This is a genomic window from Marinicauda salina (genome assembly GCF_003122085.1).
GTDB classification, from domain to species: domain Bacteria; phylum Pseudomonadota; class Alphaproteobacteria; order Caulobacterales; family Maricaulaceae; genus Maricicauda_A; species Maricicauda_A salina.
The window spans coordinates 662,182-681,286 of sequence record NZ_QEXV01000001.1 but is presented as its reverse complement, the minus strand read 5'-3'; the positions used below and the strand labels follow the sequence as shown (position 1 = coordinate 681,286).

Sequence of the window (19,105 nt, the reverse complement as noted above, 5' to 3'; positions counted from 1 at the left end):
TGGATTGGGGGATTTCTCATGCGTAGCCTCTGGCTGAGCAGCGCGCTGCTTGGAGCGATCGTGATCGGCGGGCCCGCGCAGGCGCAGCAGGCCGACCTGTTCTGCTCCGGCGCGGAGCCGTCCGATCTCCTCGGCATGAACAACCGCTCGCTGATGAGCGAGTTGTCGAGCCGGTATTCGAGCGCGGCTTCGACGTCGTCGGCCGACGACGTCATCGACTCCGAATCGACCGTCTACACCTGGGCGACCGAGACCGCCGCGCACTGCGCGATCGCGATCGGCTATCTGCGCTCGGGCGAGCAGGACGCCGACAGCATCAATCGCTGCGACTGCTTCTCGAACCGGCTCGAGCCGATCCGGATCGCGCAGCCCGAACCCGAACCCCAGACCGACGATCTGTGCTCGGACGAGCTCGCGGTGACGGTCTATTTCGCCTGGGATCGCTCCGACCTGAACGACCAGGCGCGCGACGCGCTCGACCAGGCGTCGAGCGAAGCCGCCCAGTGCGGGCTCGACCGGGCGCTCATCGCCGGGCACACCGACCGGTCGGGTTCGGACAGCTACAATCGCGGCCTCTCGCAGGACCGCGCCGACGCCGTCGCGTCGTATCTGATCGGGGCGGGCTTCAGCCGCGACCTGATCGAGACGCGCGCCTTCGGCGAAACGCGCCCCGCCCAGCCGACGCCGGACGGCGTGCGCGAGCCGCTGAACCGCCGCGTCGAGGCCGAGATCACGTTCGTGCCGGACGAGCAGAGCTAGAAGGACAACGGCTGGCGACCGCCGGACATCCCACGATCATCCGACGCCGCGTCGCCGCTGCTTGAAAGAGGTCACCATGTTCCGCCTTACCGCGTGCATCACCGCTTCCGCCGCCGCGCTCCTCGGAGCCGCCTCGGCGCAGGAGCCGGTGAACCTGCCCACCGCCGTCGAGATCGCCCTGAACTCGAACCCGGAAATCCACCAGGCCATCCAGAACCGCGAGGCGATCGCGTTCGAGGAGAACCAGGCCCGCGGGCTCTACCGGCCCCGCGTCCTGTTCGAGGCCTCGGCGGGTTATCGGGAGCTCGACAATCCCTCGCGCGACGCCGCCGGGCTCGGCGACCAGACGCTCGAGCCGCTCGAAGCCTCGCTGTTCGCCGAACAGGTGCTGTTCGACGGCTACGGCCGCCGCGGCGAGCTGGAGCGCCAGGCCGCCCGCGTCGACGGCGCCGCGGCGCGCGTGCTCGAGCGCTCCGAGTTCATCGCGCTCGAGGTCGCGCGCGAGTACATCAATTACGGCCTGCAGACGCGGCTCGTCGAGCTGGCCCAGGAGAATGTCGACTTCCACCGCCAGACGGTGGAGCGGCTTGAAGAGGGCGTCGCCGGCCGCACGATCTCCGAGACCGATCTGCGTCAGGCGCAGGAGCGCCTCTCGGCGGCGCGTCGCCGCCTGACCGAAGCCCAGCGCGACCGCGTCTCGGCGGACATCACCTTCCGCCGCCTCGTCGGCATGCCGGTCGTCGGCTACGAGGAGCCCAGCGCCTACATGAACGTGCTGCCGTCCGACCTGGACGCCGCGATCGGTGGCGCGCGCCGGGGCAATCCGGAGATCGGGATCGCCCAGGCCGACATCTCCGCGGCCGAAGGCGTGCTGAAGACGGCGCGGTCGGAATACTATCCCACGATCTCGATCGAGGGCCGCGCCCGCGCCGGCCAGGACCTCGACGCCTTCGAGGGCGACACGACCGACTTCCAGATCCGCGCCGTGATGCGCTGGACGCTCTATAACGGCGGCATCAACCAGGCCTCCGCGCAGGAGAACCTGCGCCGGGTGAGCGAGGAGCGGTTCCGTCTGCACCAGGTCTCGCGCGAGATCGAGGAAGAGGTGCGCCTGTCCTGGGACCGGCTCGAGCGCGAGGAGGAACTCCTCGAAGTGCTCCGGGAGCAGGCCGACTTCTCCAACGAAGTCGTCGACGGCTATCTCTCGCAGTTCGACGCCGGTCAGCGTTCGCTTCTGGACTTGCTGGACGCGCAGAACACGCGCATCAATGTCCTGGAGGCGCTCGCGACGTCGCGGCACGCCCATCTGTTCGCGCAGTATCGCATGCTGGCGTCGATGGGCGACCTCGTCGAAACGATGGGCCTCTCGGCTCCCGACGCCGCCCGCGGCGGTCATCGGGAGGCCGTCGGCGCACCGGCGCTCGGGGCGGGCGAGGACGATCATCGCCGCTATCCCTGATCGCTAGGCTGCGCCGCGTTACGTGGAGCAGCCGGCGGGGGACGCCATCTCAGAGTCCGAGTCCGTGAGTTCCAGCCTGCGCGCGGGGTACATGATCCTCGCGCGCGAACTCGCGCCGTCCAGCGACGCGGAATCGATCGCGCGCGGCGTCGAGGACGCCTGGGACACCGAAGCCTTCATCGATGCGTGCCGCTCCAGCGGCCTCGCCGCCCGGCCGGTCAGCGGCAAGCCGGCGAAGCTGTTCAAGGAGACGAAGGCCGAGTGCTTCCTGCTGGAGACGGTCTCCGGCGAGTGGCGCGTCGCCCGGCGCCTCGACGAAAAGACCCTCGCGCTTCTGGCGGAGGACGAGACCCAGCGCGCCGAGCGCGTCGAGGTCGGCGACTTGAAGGATCGCCTCACCGGTCGCGTCTTCGAGGTGACGCCGCCCGAGCCCGGCCGCGCGGCGGCGGGCGGCGACGCCCAGCCCGACAAGCCGCGTGAGTGGTTCTGGGGCGTGATCCGCGAATACCGCGCGAGCTTCGTCTACATCGCCATCGCTGGTCTCGTGATCAACACGCTCGCGCTGGCGATGCCGCTGTTCATCATGAACGTCTATGACCGGGTCTTCCCCAACCAGGCGTTCGCCACGCTGTGGGTGCTCGCCTTCGGCGTCATGGCCGCGATCGGCTTCGAGCTGGTGCTCAAGCTCGCGCGCGCCGGCCTGATCGACGCCATCGGCAAGCGCGTCGACTACCGCATCTCGACGCGATTGTTCGAGAAGATCCTCAACGCGCCGCTGCTCGCCCGGCGCGAACCGACCGGCGCCTATATCAGCCGGTTCAACGAGTTCAACTTCGTCCGCGACTTCTTCACCTCGGCGACCGTCTCCTCGATCGTCGATATCGGCTTCATCATCATCTTCTTCGGCGTCATCGCGCTGATCGCGGGCTGGCTGGTGCTGGTGCCGATCAGCGGCTTCCTCGCCGTGCTCGGGCTGGGCTTCATCCTGCAACAGCTGAACACGAAGGTGATCGAGGACGCCCGCGCCAACGACTCCGCGCGCCACACCATGCTGTTCGAGACAGTCGCCGCGCTCGAGTCCGTGAAGACGCTGGGCGCCGAACGCAGCCTGACGCGGCGCTGGCGCGGCCATGTGAAATCGGGCGCCGAGACGAACGAGCGCCTGCGCCGGCTGACCAGTTTCGGCATGTCGGCCTCGGCGATGGTCCAGCAGCTGATCACCGTCGGACTGGTGGTCGGCGGCGCCTATCTGTTCGCCGCCGCCCAGCTCTCGCTCGGCGCGATCATCGCCGTGGTCATGCTGTCGAGCCGCGCGCTCGCGCCGGTGGGCACGATGGCGCTGCTGATCACGCGCGGCCGCCAGGCCTTCTCCTCGCTCAATGCGCTCGACCGCCTGATGGAGCTGCCCAGCGAGGCCCAGGCCCGCGCCGTCAGCCGGCCCGTCACGCAGGCGCGGCTGGAGCTGCGCGAGGCGTCCGTGCGCTTCGAGGGCGCCGACCGCGACGTGCTCCACGACGTCACGCTGAAGATCGAGCCCGGCGAGCGCGTCGGCGTGATCGGCCGCGTCGGGTCTGGCAAGACGACGCTGTGCCGCCTGCTCGGCGGGCTCTATCCGCCCGACGCCGGCGGCTATCACATCGATGGTCTCGACGTGCGCCAGTACAATGTGCGCGACGTGCGCAAGTCGATCCGCCTGGTCGCGGCGAACCCGGAGCTGTTCTCGGGCACGGTCCGGGAGAACCTCACGCTCGGCGACGCGTCCGTGCCGAACGAGCGGCTGATGCAGGCCGCGAAGCTCTCGGGCCTGCTCGACTTCCTCGCCGAGGGCGAGGCGGGCTTCGAGCTCGATATCGGCGAGCGCGGCGAGCGCCTGTCGAGCGGCCAGAGGCGCATCCTGGCGCTCGCGCGCGCGTTCGTGCACCCGTTCCGCACGCTCATCCTCGACGAGCCCACCGCCAATCTCGACAACTGGACCGAGGGCCAGCTCGTCAAGCGCCTGAGCCAGGCGATCGCGCCCGACCAGACCCTGATCGTGGCCACCCACCGCCAGCCGGTCCTCGAGCTGGTCGACCGGCTCATCGTGCTCGACAACGGCAAGGTGATGATGGACGGCCCGCGCGACGACGTGATCGCCAGGCTGCAGGGCCGCCGGGACCAGGAGGCCGCCGGCCAGGCGGCTGAAGCCGACGAGGCGAAGTCCGCCGGACGCAGCCGGCGCAAAGCGGCGAGCGGCAAGACCAAGGCGAAGACCGCGAAGTCCGGCGACGACGCTTCCGAGAGCGAGGAGACGCAGTCCGGATCCGGATCGGGCCGCCGCGGCGGGCGGCGCACCGCCTGACGTCCGCCTATTGCTGGATGAAGCCCACGAGCCGGCGCATCATCGTCCTGCGCGGTCCCGTCACGGTGAGCCGCGCCCGGCCGGGCACGATCGCGCCGTCATAGCTCAGCGAGAAATTGACCAGCGCCGGCGCGCCGCGCGCGTCCTCGAGCTCCTGCTCGATGACGGCGAGCGGCCGGGCGAACTGCAGCTCCAGCTTCGCGGTGGGATTGGCCGGCCGGCCCTCGAAGGCCACCCGGATGAAATGGGCCATCTCGTCATTGTAGTCGCACAGCTCGCCGCGGCTGTTGAGCACGAAGACCGGCGAGGGCGCGGCGCGCACCATCGAGCGCAGATCGGCGAGGTCGAGCCGGTCCTGCATCGCTTCCTGGAGAAGCTCGGACGCCACGCGGGCGCGAATGAACGCCGAGCGGTTGGGCGCGCCGGCGCTGTCGCTGTCGGCGAGCGCCTGTTCGAGATAGCGCCGCGCGGGGATCGACCGGCTGCGCGCCAGCCAGGCGATGCCGTCCCAGATCGCCTTCTCCAGCCTCAGCGAGGTCCGCTTGCCGCGCCAGGTGAGCGTCTTGAGGATCGGATCGGCGAAGTCCTCGCCGGAAGGAGGGTCCGCCATCCGATCGCTCACCGCTCGCGCAGCGCCTCGCCCCAGGCCCGCGTCACGGGCTTCAGCAGATAGTCGAGGATCGACTTCCGCCCGGTGACGATCTCGGCCTGCGTGATCATGCCCGGCGAGATCGGGAACTGTTCGCCGCGCATCTCCAGGAAGGCGCGGTCGGTCTGCAGGTGGACGACGAAATAGGTCTCGTCGCGCTCGGAATTGTAGACGCTGTCCGACGAGACATAGGTCACCTCCGCGTCGAGCCCGCCATAGATGGTGAAGTCGTAGGCGGTGATCTTCACGTTGGCGTCCTGGTCGGGGCGGATGAAGGCGATGTCGCTCGGCGCGACGCGCGCCTCGACCAGCAGGGTGTCGTCGCGGGGCACGACCGACAGGATCTCCTGGCCCGGCGCGACATAGGCGCCCAGCGTGGTGATCCCGATCGCGTTGACCGTGCCCGAGACCGGCGAGCGGATCTCGGCGCGCGAGACCCGGTCCTCGGCGCCGCGCAGCGTCTCGCGGATCACGTTGATCTCGTCATTGACCTCGTTGAGCGTGGTCTGGACCTCCTCGCGGAAGCCCGTCGTGATCTCGCTGAGCTGGGCCTCGGCCTCTCGCACCGCGGCCTCGGCGCCCTGGGCGGCCTCGCGCGACGCCGACAGCAGGCCGCGCTGCTCGGACGCGACGCGCTCGGCCTCGATCAGGTCGGTCTGCGGCAGCACGTTGGTCTGCGCCATCGGGCGGACGAGCTCGAGCCGCTCCTCGGCCAGGGCCAGCGCCTCGCGATGGGTGCGGATATTGGTCCGCGCCTCGTTGAGCTGGCGGCGGCGCTGCTCCAGGCGCTGCTCGACGATCTCGCGGCGGTCGCGGATCGCCGCCAGCCGGGCCTCGAGCAGCGAACGCTCGGAGGCGCAGACCTCCGGATCGGCGGCGGCGACCTCCTCGGGACACAGGAAATCCTCGAGCGTTCCCCCGGACGCCTCGACGCGCAGGCGCGCCTGCTGGGCGCGCAGCGCGCGCAGGCGGGATTCCAGTTCGCCCAGATCGGAGCTCGACAGCGTGTCGTCGAGGCGGACCAGCACCTGGCCCTCCTCGACCTGCTCGCCGACGCGCACGAGCATCTCGCGGATCGTGCCCGGTTCGCTCGACTGGATGGATTGCGTATTGCGCGAGGGGATGACCCGGCCCTCGGCGCGGGTCACCTCGTCGAGCTTGGTCAAGCCCGCCCAGAGCAGGAAGAAGATCAGCGCGCCCAGCAGCGCCAGGATCACCCAGCGCCCCTCGCGGGGCTGCATCACGTCGAAGAAATCGTCCTCGGCCGCCGCCGCGCCGGCCTCGCCGGCCGGGGTCGCGCTCTCATCGGTCCGCTCTTCCGTCACGCCGTCCTCTTTCCACCGCCGGGCGCGCCGAATCCCGGCCCGCCTACGCACGCAATTTTAACCGGTTCGCGCCATCATCACCATCCGGCGACAGACACGGAGACGAACCCATGCAGCTGGTCAAGCCGACCCTCTTCCGCGCCGCGCGGCTGTGGTGGTCGATCGCGTGGCGCAGCGCCGCCTTCGGCCTCGCCGGCGGCCTCATCGCGGCGGTCTTCATCGCCGTCATCGGCGTGATCGCCGGCGCCAGCGACGAAACCCTCGCCCAGTGGGCGCAGGGCGCGGGCTTCCTGATCGCGACGCCGTCGTGCATCTACGCGGCCTATTCGCGCATCGGCAAGGCGTGCGGCGATTTCCGCCTGGTGCTCGTGCGCGTCGACGACCCCCTCGAAATCTGAGACTTGCGGCCTGCGGGCCCAGTGAAATCCGCCTCCGGGCGACCGCCTGCGCGATCCGCCCGGAGGGCGCGCGAGCGCGCATAAGCCATGCAAGGTTGCAGCGCGCGCCAGCGCCTGCAAGTCATGTGCGTTGCAAAAACAACTGCTTGGATGTCGGTTGCAAGGCGTTGCATCCGGTTATCAAAAGTTTACAAAGATTAATCCTTCGTAAATTCGGTTAATACAGCAGTCAAAAGAGCAACTGCGATAGCCGTGCCAACTCCAAAACGACCGATATTAACATTTTCGCTTTTTTGAGCTCTTAAATATTTTAACCGCTGTTGCTGAACTGCATTCAAGTCGAGCGAGCCACGAAAATCTGCGTACCAACACGGGACGCTCGCCGAAAGCGCAATGAATTCCGCAGTTTAAATGGTTAACGTATTGTAAAAAAATCCTTGGCTCGCAGCGCCGTCTGTCATAGTATTCTTCACAGGGCAGGAGAGAGCCCTGCCGCTTTTCGGGTCTGAGGGGGTTAACGCCCGACCGGTCAGCGGCGCTCTGTGAACCTAAGGAGACAGGACAATGCTGAAGCTCTTCGTGAAAGCTCAAAACGCGCTCGCCGACGTCCGCAAGGACATCGAAGGCGCCTCGCTGGCCGAATACGCGCTGCTGCTCGGCCTCATCACGGTCGTGCTGGTCACCGCGGTCACCGCGCTCAGCGGCGCCATCGGCGGCGTGCTGAACACGACCGCCAACACGATCCAGAACGGCGGCTAATCCGGGACGGATTACGGGGCGGCCCTTGCGGCCGCCCCGGCCTTCCTTCCAGGACGCCCGGCTCCTGCGATCAAGCCCGGGCGCTTATTAACCCATCGCCGCAGCGAATCGCGCCACTCTGGCGCGACATACGCAATACGGACGCGCCCGCGGGCGCACGGGGACAAGTCCAATGCGCAACGCCTCCATCATCATGCTCATCGTCGCGGCCGTCCTGGGCGTCGCCGCGGTCATCGGCGTGCGCGCCCTTCTGACGGGCGCCGGCCAGCAACCCGCCCAGCAGGCCGAGCAGGCGTCCGAGCGCCGGGACATGTCCACGGTCGTCGTGGCGCGCCGGCCGATGGAGTTCGGCACCGAGATCACCCCGGAGATGCTGCGCGAAATTCCCTGGGCGGCGACGGAGCGGCCCGAGGGCTCGTTCCGCGACGTCAACGAGATCCTCACCGGCGAGCGCCGGGTCGCGCTGCGCGCCATCGCGCCGGGCGAGGTCGTGCTGGCCGACCGCATCTCCGGCTTCGGCGGCCGCGCCGCGCTGTCGGAAGTCATCGCCGACGGCAAGCGCGCGATCAGCCTTCGCATCAACGACGTCACCGGCGCGGCGGGCTTCATCCTGCCGAGCGACTACGTCGACGTGCTGCTGACCACCAATCCCGGTCGCGACGCGCAGACGGCGGTCACCGACGTCATCCTGCAGAACGTGCGCGTGCTGGCGATCGACCAGATCGCCGACGAGAGCCAGGGCGGCGCCGTCGTCGCCAAGGCCGCCACGCTGGAGGTCGAGATCGAGGACGCCCAGCGCATCGCGCTGGCCTCGACGGTCGGCACGATCTCGCTGGCGCTGCGCAATGTCATGAACGCCGCCGAGGGCGAGGCCGAGCGCGTGCGGACGATCCGCTACAGCGATCTCGGCCCGAGCCAGCAGGCCTCCGAGGACGGCGACGAGGAGTCCGACGAGGGCGAAGGCCAGACCGCGCCCGCGCGCGTCGTGCGGGCCGCGCCGCGGCCCTCGCGCTACACCAGCATGATCATCACGCGCGGACTGGTGTCCGAGCAGGAACGCGTCATCCGCGACCGGCCCGTGAGCCTGGCGGAGACCGATCCGTCCGCGCTGGCCGGCGGGGCGCCGTGAGCCGGCGCCGATGACGAAACCGGGACTCAAACCGCGCCGATCAAGGGGCAGGTTCAAGGGGGAGACGATGCGGTCCGCCAGACAATTCTTCCAGACTCTTCGCGCGCGCTGCGGGCTCATGCTCGCTGCGGGCGCGCTCGCCGTTTCCGGCCTCGCCGGCGCCGCGCAGGCGCAGAACGGCGCGCCCGACGGGCTCGAGCCGGCGCTCTATAACGAGCTGATCCGGCTCGGCACGGTGCAGAACCCCCATGTCGGCGAGGTGGTCGTGGCGTCGGGCAAGGCCGTGGTGCTGCGCTTCGACCAGTCGGTCGACGAGGTGCTGGTCGGCGATTCCGACGTCGCCGACATCCTGCCGCTCACCGACCGCAGCCTGTACGTGCTCGGCCGCAACACCGGCTCGACCAGCCTGACGATCCTCAACGGCGACCGGCACATGATCGGCTCGATCAATCTCCAGGTCGCCGTCGACCTGCTGCCGATCAAGATGCGGCTGCACCAGCAATTCCCCGAGGAGCGCATCGAGGTGCGCGCCGTCGGCGGCTCGGTGATGCTGTCCGGCGCGGTCAGCGACAGCGAGGTTTCCTCGACGGCCTCGGAGATCGCGAGCAGCTACGCCGGCGACCGGGTGCTCAACACGCTGACCATCCGCCAGCCCCAGCAGGTCATGCTGGCCGTGCGCGTGGCCGAGATCCAGCGCACCGCGGCGCGCTCGCTCGGCCTGTCTGTGGACGCCTTCTTCGACGCCGGCGACGATGTCGACGGCTTCTTCTCCGACGTCACGAACACCGAGTCGACGTCCTCGATCATCGGCAGCTTCACCGAGGGCTCGTGGAGCGTCGACGCGGTGCTCGACGCGCTCGAGGAGCAGGGCGTCGCCACCGTGCTCGCCGAGCCCACCCTGATGGCGCTGTCGGGCCAGACGGCGAGCTTCCTCGCCGGCGGCGAGTTCCCGGTTCCGGTGGGCACGCGCAATCGCGACGATAACGATGTCGATATCCAGATCGAGTTCAAGGAGTTCGGCGTCCGGCTGGGCTTCACGCCCACCGTGCTCGGCGACACCATCAACCTGGTCGTCGAACCCGAGGTGAGCGAGCTCGACCGCCAGAACGGCATCGAGATCGAGGGCATCGTCATCCCCGGCATCTCGGCGCGGCGCGCCACGACCACCGTCGAGCTCGGCCACGGCCAGAGCTTCGCCATCGCCGGGCTCATCTCGGAGCGCTTCGCCGACCAGATCGAGTCCGTGCCCGGCCTGTCGCGCCTGCCGATCATCGGCGCGGTCGGACGCAGCGCCGCCTTCCAGCGCGAGGAGACCGAGCTCGTCATCATCGTGACGCCCTATCTCGTCACGCCGTCGACCGACGCCCAGCTGGCCGACCCGCTTCAGGACTTCGTCCGGCCGAACACGCTGGAGATGTTCTTCCTGGGCGAGAACGAGGCCGGAGAGGGCTCGTCGTATCGCTGGATGAATTCCGACCGCCGCCGCCGTGACAGCGGCGTCGACGACGCCGGCTACGTGCTCCAATAGGGGAACCGAGACGATGAAACGCTTCGCCGCCGCCTTCGCCGCCGCCTCCGCCGCTCTCGCGGCGTCGGCGTGCGCGAACATCAACGAGCCGCTCTCGCCGCTGCACGGCCAGTTCGCCGAGACCAATTTCGAGGCGATGGTCGACGATCCCCGCCCGGTCGAGGGCGATCCGGAACCGTCGGCGCGCGTGATCGATGCGGCGGTCGACCGCTACCAGTCCGGCGACGTGATTCCGCCGCGGACCTCGGAGGCGATCGTGCGGCGGGGAAGCGGCGGCTAGATGAGGCTGTCGAAGTGTGAGGTGACGAGGTGCTTGCCCGGTTCTTCCGATCGACGGATGCGGCGACGCTTCCCTATATCGCCCTGATCCTTCTTGTGCTGCTGGGCCTGATCGGGCTCGGCTACGATTTCGGCCGCCAGTTCGTGATGCGCTCCGAGCTGCAGAAGGCAGCCGACGCGGCCGCCGTCGCCGGCGCCTACCAGCTCGACATGGCCGCCGACCAGTCCACGGTCGCCACACGCGTCGGCGAGGCCGTCGCCGGCGCGGCGATCACGGCCAACGAAACGCGTTTCGCCAACCTGCCCGGCGATGTCGAGATCGCGAGCTGGCGGGGCCTTCAGGACATTCCGCCGAACGACGACGATCCGATCGGCGCGGGTTATGAAGGCCCGCCCTACGCCTATGTCGAGGTGACGACCGAGGTCTCGGCGCAGGACTTCAGCTTTCTCCGGCTGTTCGGCGGCGACTCCCTCACCGCAAGCGCCACGGCGGTCGCCGGCCGCGGCCGGGCGGTGTGCTCGATCACGCCGATGATGATCTGCAATCCGATGGAATCCCCCAGCGGCGGCGGCGGTTTCGACCCTGCCGGCTATGTCGGGCGGCAGATCCTCGCGGTGAGCCGCGGCGGTCAGAACGCCCAGTGGGCGCCGGGGAATTTCGGCTTCCTCGCCGTCAACGATCCGGGCGCGAACGCGCTGCGCGAGGCGCTGGCGAGCGTCAACGGCGCCAACCAGTGCTACGACGTCAACGGCGGAGTCGAGACCGAGCCCGGCCGCATGACCCAGCAGACCCGGCGCGGGATCAACGCCCGCTTCGGCGAGGATCCGCCCTCGCCGTCGGCGGAGAACATCCAGACCTATCCGCGCGACGCCAGTTTCGATCCGGTCACCCGCATCGGCGACGGCGTGTGGGATCACGAGGCCTACTGGAGCGCCGCCCATCCCGGCGTTCCGTTCCCGAGCAGTTTCCTGGGGAGCGACCCGACGCGCTTCGAAGTCTATCGCTACGAGATCGACAACAACATGATTCCGACCGAGCCGCCTCCCGGCGGCGAGCCCCCGAACGGCGTGCCGGTCCATACCCCGTCGGGCATGCAGGACGACCGGCGGATCATCACCATGGCCGTGCTCAACTGCGTCGAGGCTGAACTCTCCGGACGGCAGACGATGACGGCGGTGTCCTATCTCAACGCCTTCATCACCGAGCCGATCCTCGATACGCCCGACGACGACTTCTACTTCGAGATCGTCGGCGGCAGCGTCGCCGGAAACGGCGGCCTCGTGCCCGTCCCCGCGCGGGACTGGGTCGAGGTGGTGCGATGATGCGGCGCGGGCGCACCCGCGCGGCGCGCCGTTTCGCGAAATGCGATCGCGGCGCGGCCCTGGCCGAGTTCGCGCTCGTGCTGCCGCTGCTCGTCGTCATGCTCGGCGCGGTGATCGAGATCACGCGCGGCGTCTACCAGTACCATGTCGTCGCCAAGGGCGTTCAGGACGCCGCGCGCTTCCTGTCACGCCGCGAGGAGGTCGTCGAGGACGGGAACTGCCCGCCCGGCGGGAACTGGTCGACGGCCGAGGCGCTGGCCAGGAATCTCGCGCTCACCGGCTCGACGAGCGGGAGCGACTACACCATGGCCCACTGGAACGATCCGAACACCATCACGGTCACGGTGAACTGCACCTCGGGTTCGACCATGGTCAGCCCGCTCGCCTCGGGCGCGGGCGCGACCATCCCGATCGTCGAGGTCACCGCCCGCGTGCCGTTCAACGATATCGGGCTGCTGGGCTTCCTGGGCATCGAGCCGCTCACCATCAGCGCCACCCACAGCGAAATGGGCGTGGGCGGATGATGCGGCGGTCCCGGCTCTTCTCCTTCGGACGCGACCGCGACGGCGCGACTCTCGCCGAGTTCGCGATCCTGCTGCCGGTGCTCGCGCTGCTGACCTTCGCGATCATCGAGTTCGCGCTCGTGCTGTGGCAGCACCAGCAGGCCCAGATCGCCGTCAGCCGGGCGCTGCGCCTGGCGACGACGCGGGCCCTGGTCGACCCGGCCGACTTCACCGATTGCAACGGACCGAACGGGAGCGCCGCCACGGAACAGGCCGGAACCTCCTGCAGCGCGGTGGCCGGCGGCGGCGTCTGGGGGCCCGAAACTTGCACCGTCTCGTCGCCGGGATATTGCGACCCCGCCTTGCTCGCCGACATGCTGGCGGAGGTTCAGGCCCTGTTTCCGGAAGCGGAGGCGTCTAACATGGTGGTCGAGCTGGAAGGCGCCGGTCTGGGATTCGTCGGCTTCGGCCGTCCCGTCCCGATGGTGAAGGTCCGACTGACGGGAATCGACTACCAGTTCATCGCGATCGGCGGCCTCGCCGGGCTCGGCGATCTCACCCTGCCGGACTTCGAGGCGACTGCCCCGGCTGAAGATCTGAGCGGAGCATGACCATCCCTATGAAATCCCTCTCGCCGGAGAAGAAGAAGGCCGCGCAGCGCTCGCTGCGCGCCTGGGTTTGCGGCGAAGACACCGCCAGGCAGATCGAGACGGTCGCCAAGGACATTCCCGATCTCAAGGCCGTGCTCGAGCGCGAGGACGATCCGCTCGCCGCGGCCTCGTCGCATTCCGCTTCCGGCGCCGACATCGCGCTGGTCGAGCTGCCCGAGACGACCGAGGAGACGCTCAGGCAGGTCGAGCTCCTCGCCAAGGCCTGGCGCGACGACGCCTCGTTCATCGTGATGCTGCGCGATCCGACCACCGAAACCGTGCGCCGCCTGTTCCGCGCGGGCATCAGCGATGTCCTGCCCGTGCCGTGCTCCGACGCCGAGCTGGCCCCGACGCTGATGCACGCCAGCGAGAGCCTCGATGCGAAGGGCGGTCGCCGCGGCGCCGGCCGCGTCGTCACCGTGCTCAAGTCCGCCGGCGGCGTCGGCGCGAGCACGATGGCGGCCAATCTCGCCGGTGAATTCCATCGCCAGACCGAGGGCCGCGTGGCGCTGGTGGATCTCGACGTGCAGTTCGGCGATCTCGCGCTCTATCTCGACATCAAGCCCCGCCGGACGCTGCTGGAGGCGCTGCAGGCCGGCTCGCGCCTCGACGAGACGCTGCTCGCCTCGCTGATGGAGCGCCACAAGTCCGGCATCGAGCTGATGGCCGGTCCGCCCTTCATCACGCCGCTCGATCGCGTCACCGACGGTTTCCTGTCGACGCTGATCCGGCTTCTGAAGAACGAGTTCAGCGTGGTCGTGCTCGAGTTGCCGTCGGGCTGGAGCGACTGGTTCAGCACGGTGTTCGAGCAATCCGACATGCTCGCCATGATCTGCGAACCGACCGTGCGCAGCGCGTCGGGCCTCAAGCGCGTCATCCAGTGCCTGGGCGACCTGTCCTTCGACGACGCGCCGAACTGCCTGATCGCCAACAAGGTCCGCGAAGGCTCGGATTCCCGCGAGCGCGTCAATCAGCTCAAGACCACGCTGAAGCGTCCGATCGAGACGATCCGCTACGACGAGCAGGCCGCCGGGCGGGCCACCGACACCGGCGTGCTGCTCGCCGAGACCGGGGCGAACTCCCACGCCTATCGCGACCTGCAGGGGGTCGCGTCGAAGATTCTCACGCAACTCGACCTGCCCGTTCGCGCCGCGGATCCGCGCGAACAGCAAGGCTTCAAGCTGCCGTTCATCGGGAGGCTGACATGAGCGCGGACGACGGCGCGCGCCCCGAGCGCGACTCCCGCAGCGAGTTCCGATTCTTCCGGCGCAAGGATCCCGGCGGGCCCGAAGAGAAGATCGCGCCCGAGGTGGGAGAGGCCAAGGCGGCCGACACGCCGGCGAACCGGCGGGGCACGCCCCTGCCCGACACGGAGGTGCGCCAGCAGTATCTCGACGTGAAGGTGCGCCTGCACCAGCGCCTCATCGAGGAGATCAATCTCGCCGCGATCGACAAGATGAATCGCGAGGAGCTCCGCGACGAGGTCCGCGACATCATCGAATCCTTCCTCAAGGAGGAAGCCGATCCGCTCAACAGCGCCGAGCGCGTCCGGATCGTCGACGACGTGATCGACGAGCTCCTGGGACTCGGCCCGCTCGAACCGCTGCTGCAGGACCCCACGGTGTCCGACATCCTCGTGAACACGCCCGCCGAGGTGTATGTCGAGCGACACGGCGTGCTCGAGGAAACCGACGTCCGCTTCAAGGACGACGATCACCTGATGCGCATCATCGAGCGCATCGTGGTCAAGGTCGGCCGCCGCGTCGACGAGAGCAACCCGCTGGTCGACGCGCGCCTTCCGGACGGTTCGCGCGTCAACGCCGTGGTCCCGCCGATCGCGCTGGACGGCTCCCTGCTGTCGATCCGCAAGTTCGCCAAAATCCCGTTCGACCTGGAGAAGCTTGTCGAGAACGGCTCGATGACGCGCACCTGCGCGGAGATGCTCAAGGGCGTCGTCCAGTGCCGCCTCAACCTGCTGATCTCCGGGGGCACCGGCACCGGCAAGACGACGCTGCTCAACGCGGTGTCGCGGTATATCGGCGGCAAGGAACGCATCATCACGATCGAGGACGCCGCCGAGCTGCAGCTCCAGCAGCGTCATGTCGGGCGGATGGAGACCCGCCCGCCGAACATCGAGGGCCGCGGCGAGATCACCCAGCGCGACCTGGTGAAGAACGCCCTGCGCATGCGCCCGGACCGGATCATCGTCGGCGAGGTGCGCGGCGGCGAGGCCTTCGACATGCTCCAGGCGATGAACACCGGCCATGACGGCTCGATCACGACGGTGCACGCCAACTCGCCGCGCGACGCGCTCGCCCGTATCGAGCAGATGGTCTCCATGGCCAATCTCGACGTGCCCGCCCGCGCCGTGCGCACCCAGATCGCCAGCGCGCTCGACGTCGTCGTCCAGATCAAGCGCTTCTCCGACGGCACCCGCCGCCTCGTGTCGGTGTGCGAGGTCACCGGCATGGAAGGCGAGATCATCACGCTGCAGGAGATCCTGCGCTTCCGCCAGGAAGGCGTGGACAAGCAGGGCAAGGTGCTCGGCCGGTTCGAGATGACCGGCGTGCGGCCGCATTTCTACGACGTCTTCGAGGCCAACGGGATCGAGATGCCGACCGCGCACGCGGCCGACGGCTCGAAGAAGGGATAGACCGGTGTCGGACGTCTTCGCCAACCAGGTCATCTACGCGATGGTGTTCATCGCGATTCTGCTCGGCGTGGAGGGGATGTTCCTGCTCGTGCGCAGCTCGTCGCGCGCGCGCCAGGCCGTCGAGCGGCGCATGCGCGAGGAGTCGACAGCGCCCGAGGTCCAGCGCGGCGCCAGTCTCAGGCGAGGCGCAGAAACGAGCTACGGGCCGATCTCGGACCTCATCGTCCGGCTCTTCCCGAGCATCGCCGCCTTCCTGGCCCAGACCGAGTCCCGCGCCTCGCCGGCGCTGCTGGCCGCTGGCGCGCTCCTGCTCGCCATCGTCGTCACGCTGCTCCTTCAGGCGCTTGTCGGGCTGCCGCCGCTTCCCGCGCTCGGAGTCGGGCTGCTCTGCGGACTGGGCGTCCCGATCCTCGGCGTCAACATCCTGGTGGGCGTGGAGAAGGCCAAGTTCCGCAGCCAGCTGCCCAACGCCATCGACCTGGTGGCGCGCGGCCTCGAGGCCGGCCATCCCGTGCCCGTCGCGCTCGGCCTGGTCGGCAAGGAGATGGACTCCCCGATCGGCCCGGCCTTCCGGCAGGCCATCGACGAGATCAATTACGGCCTCGACCGCGCCGTCGCCCTGCGGCATGTCGCCGAGAAATATCCCGATCCGAACCTGCGCTTCTTCATCGCCTCCATCGACATGCAGCGCGAGACCGGGGGCAACCTGGTGAGCGTTCTGAAGAACCTGACGCGCGTGATCCGCGAGCGCGAGAACATGCGCAAGAAGGCGTTCGCGCTGTCGGCGGAGGGGCGCATGACCGCGTTCATCGTCGGCAGTCTGCCCTTCATCGTCATCGGGGCGATCTTCATGCTCAATCCCGACTACTACATGCGCGTGCTCGACCGCGTGTCCTTCATCATCTCGATGGTGGCCGCGTTCTCGCTGTGGGGCGCGGGATTGTTCTGGATCTGGCGCATGGTCAACGTGAAGGTCTGAGGCGTGGCTGAACTCTTCACCCCGGAGACTCTGATCCTCGCGACCGTTTTCGCGGCCGTCGTCGCCGCGATTGTCGGCGTCTGGGGCATGCTCCGCCGGAACACTGCGGCCGAGCGGATGAGCGAGGCGATCAGCGCAGGCGATATCGAGGTGGGCGACACCATCGTCGATCGCGGCCGGCTGCCGCGCGCCCTGCGCGCGATGGAGCCGCTGCAGCGACGCCTGACGCAATCCGACCCCACCCAGGTCGGCGAGGTGCGCCGCGCGCTGATCGAGGCGGGATTGTATGACCGCCGCGCCGTCGACATCTTCTTCTCCAGCCGGCTCATCCTCGGCGTTCTCTTCGGCGTCGGCGCGGCGTCAGCGCTGTTCCTGCTGCCGACTCCGCTGACCGGGCTCTACTCGCTCGTGGCCGTCCTGTCGGCGACGGCGTTGGGCTATTACGCGCCCGTGCTCTGGCTCAGGCTGCGCATCTCCGGCCGGCGCGAAGCCTTCCGCAACGGACTGCCCGACGCCCTCGACATGATCCTGGTGGGCGTCCAGGCCGGCCTGTCGCTTTCGGCGGCGCTTCGCCATGTCGTCGACGAACTCAGCGAGGCCCACCCGGTGGTCGCCGAGCAGTTCCAGGGCGTCGCGCTCGAATTCCAGGCCGGCATGAGCCGCACCGAGGCGCTGTCGCGCATGGCCGACCGGATGCAGGTCCAGGAAGCGCGCACCTTCGCGACGATGATCAGCCAGTCCGAGCAGCTGGGCACCAGCCTCGCCGACACCCTGCACGTGATCGCCGAGGAGATGCGAATCTCGCGCATGCTCAAGGCCGAGAAGACCGCCGCCGAGCTGCCGGTGAAGATGGCGCTGCCGCTGGTGCTGCTCATCTTTCCCTGCCTTTTCATCGTGATCCTGTCGCCGGTCATGATCATGATCATCGAGACCTTCCGGGATCTCGCCGGGTGACGCAGATCGAGAGCGGATGATGCGAATCTGGATGTTCACGCCGATTGTCGGCGCGCTGGCGCTGGGCGGCTGCGCGACCATGAATCCCGCCGCCGAGATCCAGCCGGCCGGGGCCCGGTCGGTCGAGGCCGTCGAGCGGCTGATCCGCGAGCAGACCGATGAGGCCGCCGCCGACGTGAGCGAGGCGGACATCGCCGAGGCCTGGACGCAGGCCGAGGCTGGCGCGTGCGAGGACGCCGCCGAGACCGCCGAAGCCCTGCTGCGCGCCGCGCCCGAGAACGTGGAGGCCCGCCTCATCGTTGCGGAGTGCGCGATGAAGTCCGGCGACGCCGCGCGCGCCGAGCGGGCCTTTGCGGACCTGGTCGATGAGACCCGCGATCCCCGCGCGCTGCGCGGCCTCGGCGTGCTGCGCGCCCGCGAGGGACGCTACGACGAGGCCGAACGGCTCCTGCGCGAGGCCGTCGAGGCGCGCCCGGACGACTGGCGCATCCTCAACGCCCTGGGCTTCCTCGCCGATGTCGAGCGGGACTGGGGCGGCGCGGTCGCCTCCTACGAGCGCGCCGCCGAGCTCGCCCCGCGCGAGCCGGCGCCGCTCAACAATCTCGGCCTGTCCTACCTCCAGCAGGGCCGGCCGGAATCGGCCATCGGCGCGTTCAACCGCGCGCTCGACCGCGACGCGGATTTCGCGCCGGCGGACAAGAATCTGCGCGTCGCGCTCATCGTCGACGGCCAGCTCGAGCGGGCGTTGTGGGGCGTTTCCGACGAAGAGCGGCCCGTCGTGCTGAACAATGCGGGCGTCATCGCCCGCGGCGCCGGCGATCTCGAGCTGGCGAGAAGCCTGTTCCAGCGCGCCCTCGACGAAAGCCCGGTCTTCTACGAGCAGGCCTATCGCAATCTGCAGGCGCTGCGCGAACCGGGAAGCCGGTGACGTGACGCCGGACGTTCCGGTCTGGCTGACGGGCGTGCTGCTGGCGATCGTCGCGGCGGCCGCCGTGTCGGATGTCCGCTCCTACACCATCCCGAACGCCTTCCCGATCGTCGTCGCGGCGCTGTTTCTCCTCGCCATTCCGCTGGCCGGTTACGGCCCGGCCCAGATCGGCTGGCACGTGCTGTCGACCGTGATCGGCTTCGGCGTCGGGTTCGGGATGTTCATGTTCCGGCTGATGGGCGGCGGCGACGTCAAGCTGTTCGCCGCGCTGGCGCTGTGGACGCCGCCGGGGATCTTCGCGACTCTCGCCGTCGCCGTGGCCATTGCGGGCGGTCTGCTCGCCGGCGGCGTGCTCGCCGCGCTGTGGATCCGCCAACGCATCAGCCAGGCGGCGCCGGACCCGGACAAGGCGATATCGAAAACCCGCCTGCCCTACGGCGTGGCCATTTTCGCCGGCGCCGCGGCGACGGCGCTGGCCGTTCACGTCTGATC

Annotated in this window: 19 protein-coding genes; 17 read left to right on the top strand and 2 right to left on the bottom strand. The window is 69.1% G+C overall.

Going from position 1 to position 19,105, the window contains the following annotated elements; all coding sequences use genetic code 11:
- Window positions 1–18 precede the first annotated feature (18 nt).
- The 3 genes from DDZ18_RS03095 to DDZ18_RS03085 all read left to right on the top strand — a co-directional run bounded on the left by DDZ18_RS03095 (window position 19) and on the right by DDZ18_RS03085 (window position 4,556).
- Window positions 19–759 carry an OmpA family protein gene (locus DDZ18_RS03095; RefSeq protein WP_109251879.1) on the top strand — a complete coding sequence of 247 codons (741 nt, stop codon included), beginning with the start codon at window positions 19–21 and terminating at the stop codon, window positions 757–759.
- Between the two features lie 76 nt (window positions 760–835).
- Window positions 836–2,218, top strand: a complete 1,383-nt coding sequence (locus tag DDZ18_RS03090; protein ID WP_109251878.1) for a TolC family protein — start codon at window positions 836–838, stop codon at window positions 2,216–2,218.
- A 91-nt stretch (window positions 2,219–2,309) separates the two neighbouring features.
- Window positions 2,310–4,556 (top strand): ATP-binding cassette domain-containing protein, encoded by a 2,247-nt coding sequence (locus tag DDZ18_RS03085; RefSeq protein ID WP_109251877.1) that lies wholly within the window; start codon window positions 2,310–2,312, stop codon window positions 4,554–4,556.
- A 7-nt stretch (window positions 4,557–4,563) separates the two neighbouring features.
- Here the strand turns inward: DDZ18_RS03085 and DDZ18_RS03080 are convergent, their stop codons facing one another.
- Together DDZ18_RS03080 and DDZ18_RS03075 are read right to left on the bottom strand one after the other, a co-directional pair.
- Window positions 4,564–5,166 carry a ribbon-helix-helix domain-containing protein gene (locus DDZ18_RS03080; RefSeq protein WP_109251876.1) on the bottom strand — a complete coding sequence of 201 codons (603 nt, stop codon included), beginning with the start codon at window positions 5,164–5,166 and terminating at the stop codon, window positions 4,564–4,566.
- A gap of 8 nt (window positions 5,167–5,174) precedes the next feature.
- Entirely contained in the window at window positions 5,175–6,530 is a 1,356-nt protein-coding gene (locus tag DDZ18_RS03075) for an HlyD family type I secretion periplasmic adaptor subunit (protein ID WP_109251875.1), read from the bottom strand.
- A 110-nt stretch (window positions 6,531–6,640) separates the two neighbouring features.
- On the opposite strand from DDZ18_RS03075, the gene DDZ18_RS03070 reads away from it, so the two are divergent.
- From DDZ18_RS03070 to DDZ18_RS03005, 14 genes are all read left to right on the top strand, one after another.
- The gene (locus tag DDZ18_RS03070) at window positions 6,641–6,928 is read left to right on the top strand and encodes a hypothetical protein (RefSeq protein ID WP_109251874.1); all 288 of its coding nucleotides are present in this window, start codon (window positions 6,641–6,643) and stop codon (window positions 6,926–6,928) included.
- 564 nt (window positions 6,929–7,492) lie between these two features.
- A complete protein-coding gene (locus DDZ18_RS03065; RefSeq protein WP_109251873.1) occupies window positions 7,493–7,687 on the top strand; it encodes a Flp family type IVb pilin in 195 nt (64 codons plus the stop codon).
- Between the two features lie 172 nt (window positions 7,688–7,859).
- Window positions 7,860–8,816 carry a Flp pilus assembly protein CpaB gene (gene cpaB / locus DDZ18_RS03060; RefSeq protein WP_109251872.1) on the top strand — a complete coding sequence of 319 codons (957 nt, stop codon included), beginning with the start codon at window positions 7,860–7,862 and terminating at the stop codon, window positions 8,814–8,816.
- A gap of 67 nt (window positions 8,817–8,883) precedes the next feature.
- Window positions 8,884–10,344, top strand: coding sequence for a type II and III secretion system protein family protein (locus tag DDZ18_RS03055; RefSeq protein ID WP_158272049.1), 1,461 nt, complete (start codon window positions 8,884–8,886; stop codon window positions 10,342–10,344).
- A 13-nt stretch (window positions 10,345–10,357) separates the two neighbouring features.
- Entirely contained in the window at window positions 10,358–10,624 is a 267-nt protein-coding gene (locus tag DDZ18_RS03050) for a hypothetical protein (protein WP_109251870.1), read from the top strand.
- Window positions 10,625–10,653: 29 nt separating this feature from the next.
- Window positions 10,654–11,946, top strand: coding sequence for a pilus assembly protein TadG-related protein (locus DDZ18_RS03045; protein WP_109251869.1), 1,293 nt, complete (start codon window positions 10,654–10,656; stop codon window positions 11,944–11,946).
- Entirely contained in the window at window positions 11,943–12,470 is a 528-nt protein-coding gene (locus tag DDZ18_RS03040; RefSeq protein ID WP_109251868.1) for a TadE/TadG family type IV pilus assembly protein, read from the top strand. Before DDZ18_RS03045 ends, DDZ18_RS03040 begins: the two co-directional genes overlap by 4 nt.
- Window positions 12,467–13,060 (top strand): TadE/TadG family type IV pilus assembly protein, encoded by a 594-nt coding sequence (locus DDZ18_RS03035; RefSeq protein WP_109251867.1) that lies wholly within the window; start codon window positions 12,467–12,469, stop codon window positions 13,058–13,060. Before DDZ18_RS03040 ends, DDZ18_RS03035 begins: the two co-directional genes overlap by 4 nt.
- Window positions 13,057–14,307, top strand: coding sequence for an AAA family ATPase (locus DDZ18_RS03030; protein ID WP_109251866.1), 1,251 nt, complete (start codon window positions 13,057–13,059; stop codon window positions 14,305–14,307). The genes DDZ18_RS03035 and DDZ18_RS03030 overlap by 4 nt, the downstream gene beginning before the upstream one ends.
- Window positions 14,304–15,752, top strand: a complete 1,449-nt coding sequence (locus DDZ18_RS03025) for a CpaF family protein (RefSeq protein ID WP_109251865.1) — start codon at window positions 14,304–14,306, stop codon at window positions 15,750–15,752. Before DDZ18_RS03030 ends, DDZ18_RS03025 begins: the two co-directional genes overlap by 4 nt.
- Before the next feature lie 4 nt (window positions 15,753–15,756).
- Window positions 15,757–16,731 carry a type II secretion system F family protein gene (locus DDZ18_RS03020; RefSeq protein WP_109251864.1) on the top strand — a complete coding sequence of 325 codons (975 nt, stop codon included), beginning with the start codon at window positions 15,757–15,759 and terminating at the stop codon, window positions 16,729–16,731.
- 3 nt (window positions 16,732–16,734) lie between these two features.
- Entirely contained in the window at window positions 16,735–17,685 is a 951-nt protein-coding gene (locus DDZ18_RS03015; RefSeq protein ID WP_109251863.1) for a type II secretion system F family protein, read from the top strand.
- 19 nt (window positions 17,686–17,704) lie between these two features.
- Window positions 17,705–18,613 (top strand): tetratricopeptide repeat protein, encoded by a 909-nt coding sequence (locus DDZ18_RS03010; RefSeq protein WP_158272048.1) that lies wholly within the window; start codon window positions 17,705–17,707, stop codon window positions 18,611–18,613.
- Window position 18,614: 1 nt separating this feature from the next.
- Window positions 18,615–19,103, top strand: coding sequence for an A24 family peptidase (locus DDZ18_RS03005; protein WP_158272047.1), 489 nt, complete (start codon window positions 18,615–18,617; stop codon window positions 19,101–19,103).
- Window positions 19,104–19,105 lie beyond the last annotated feature (2 nt).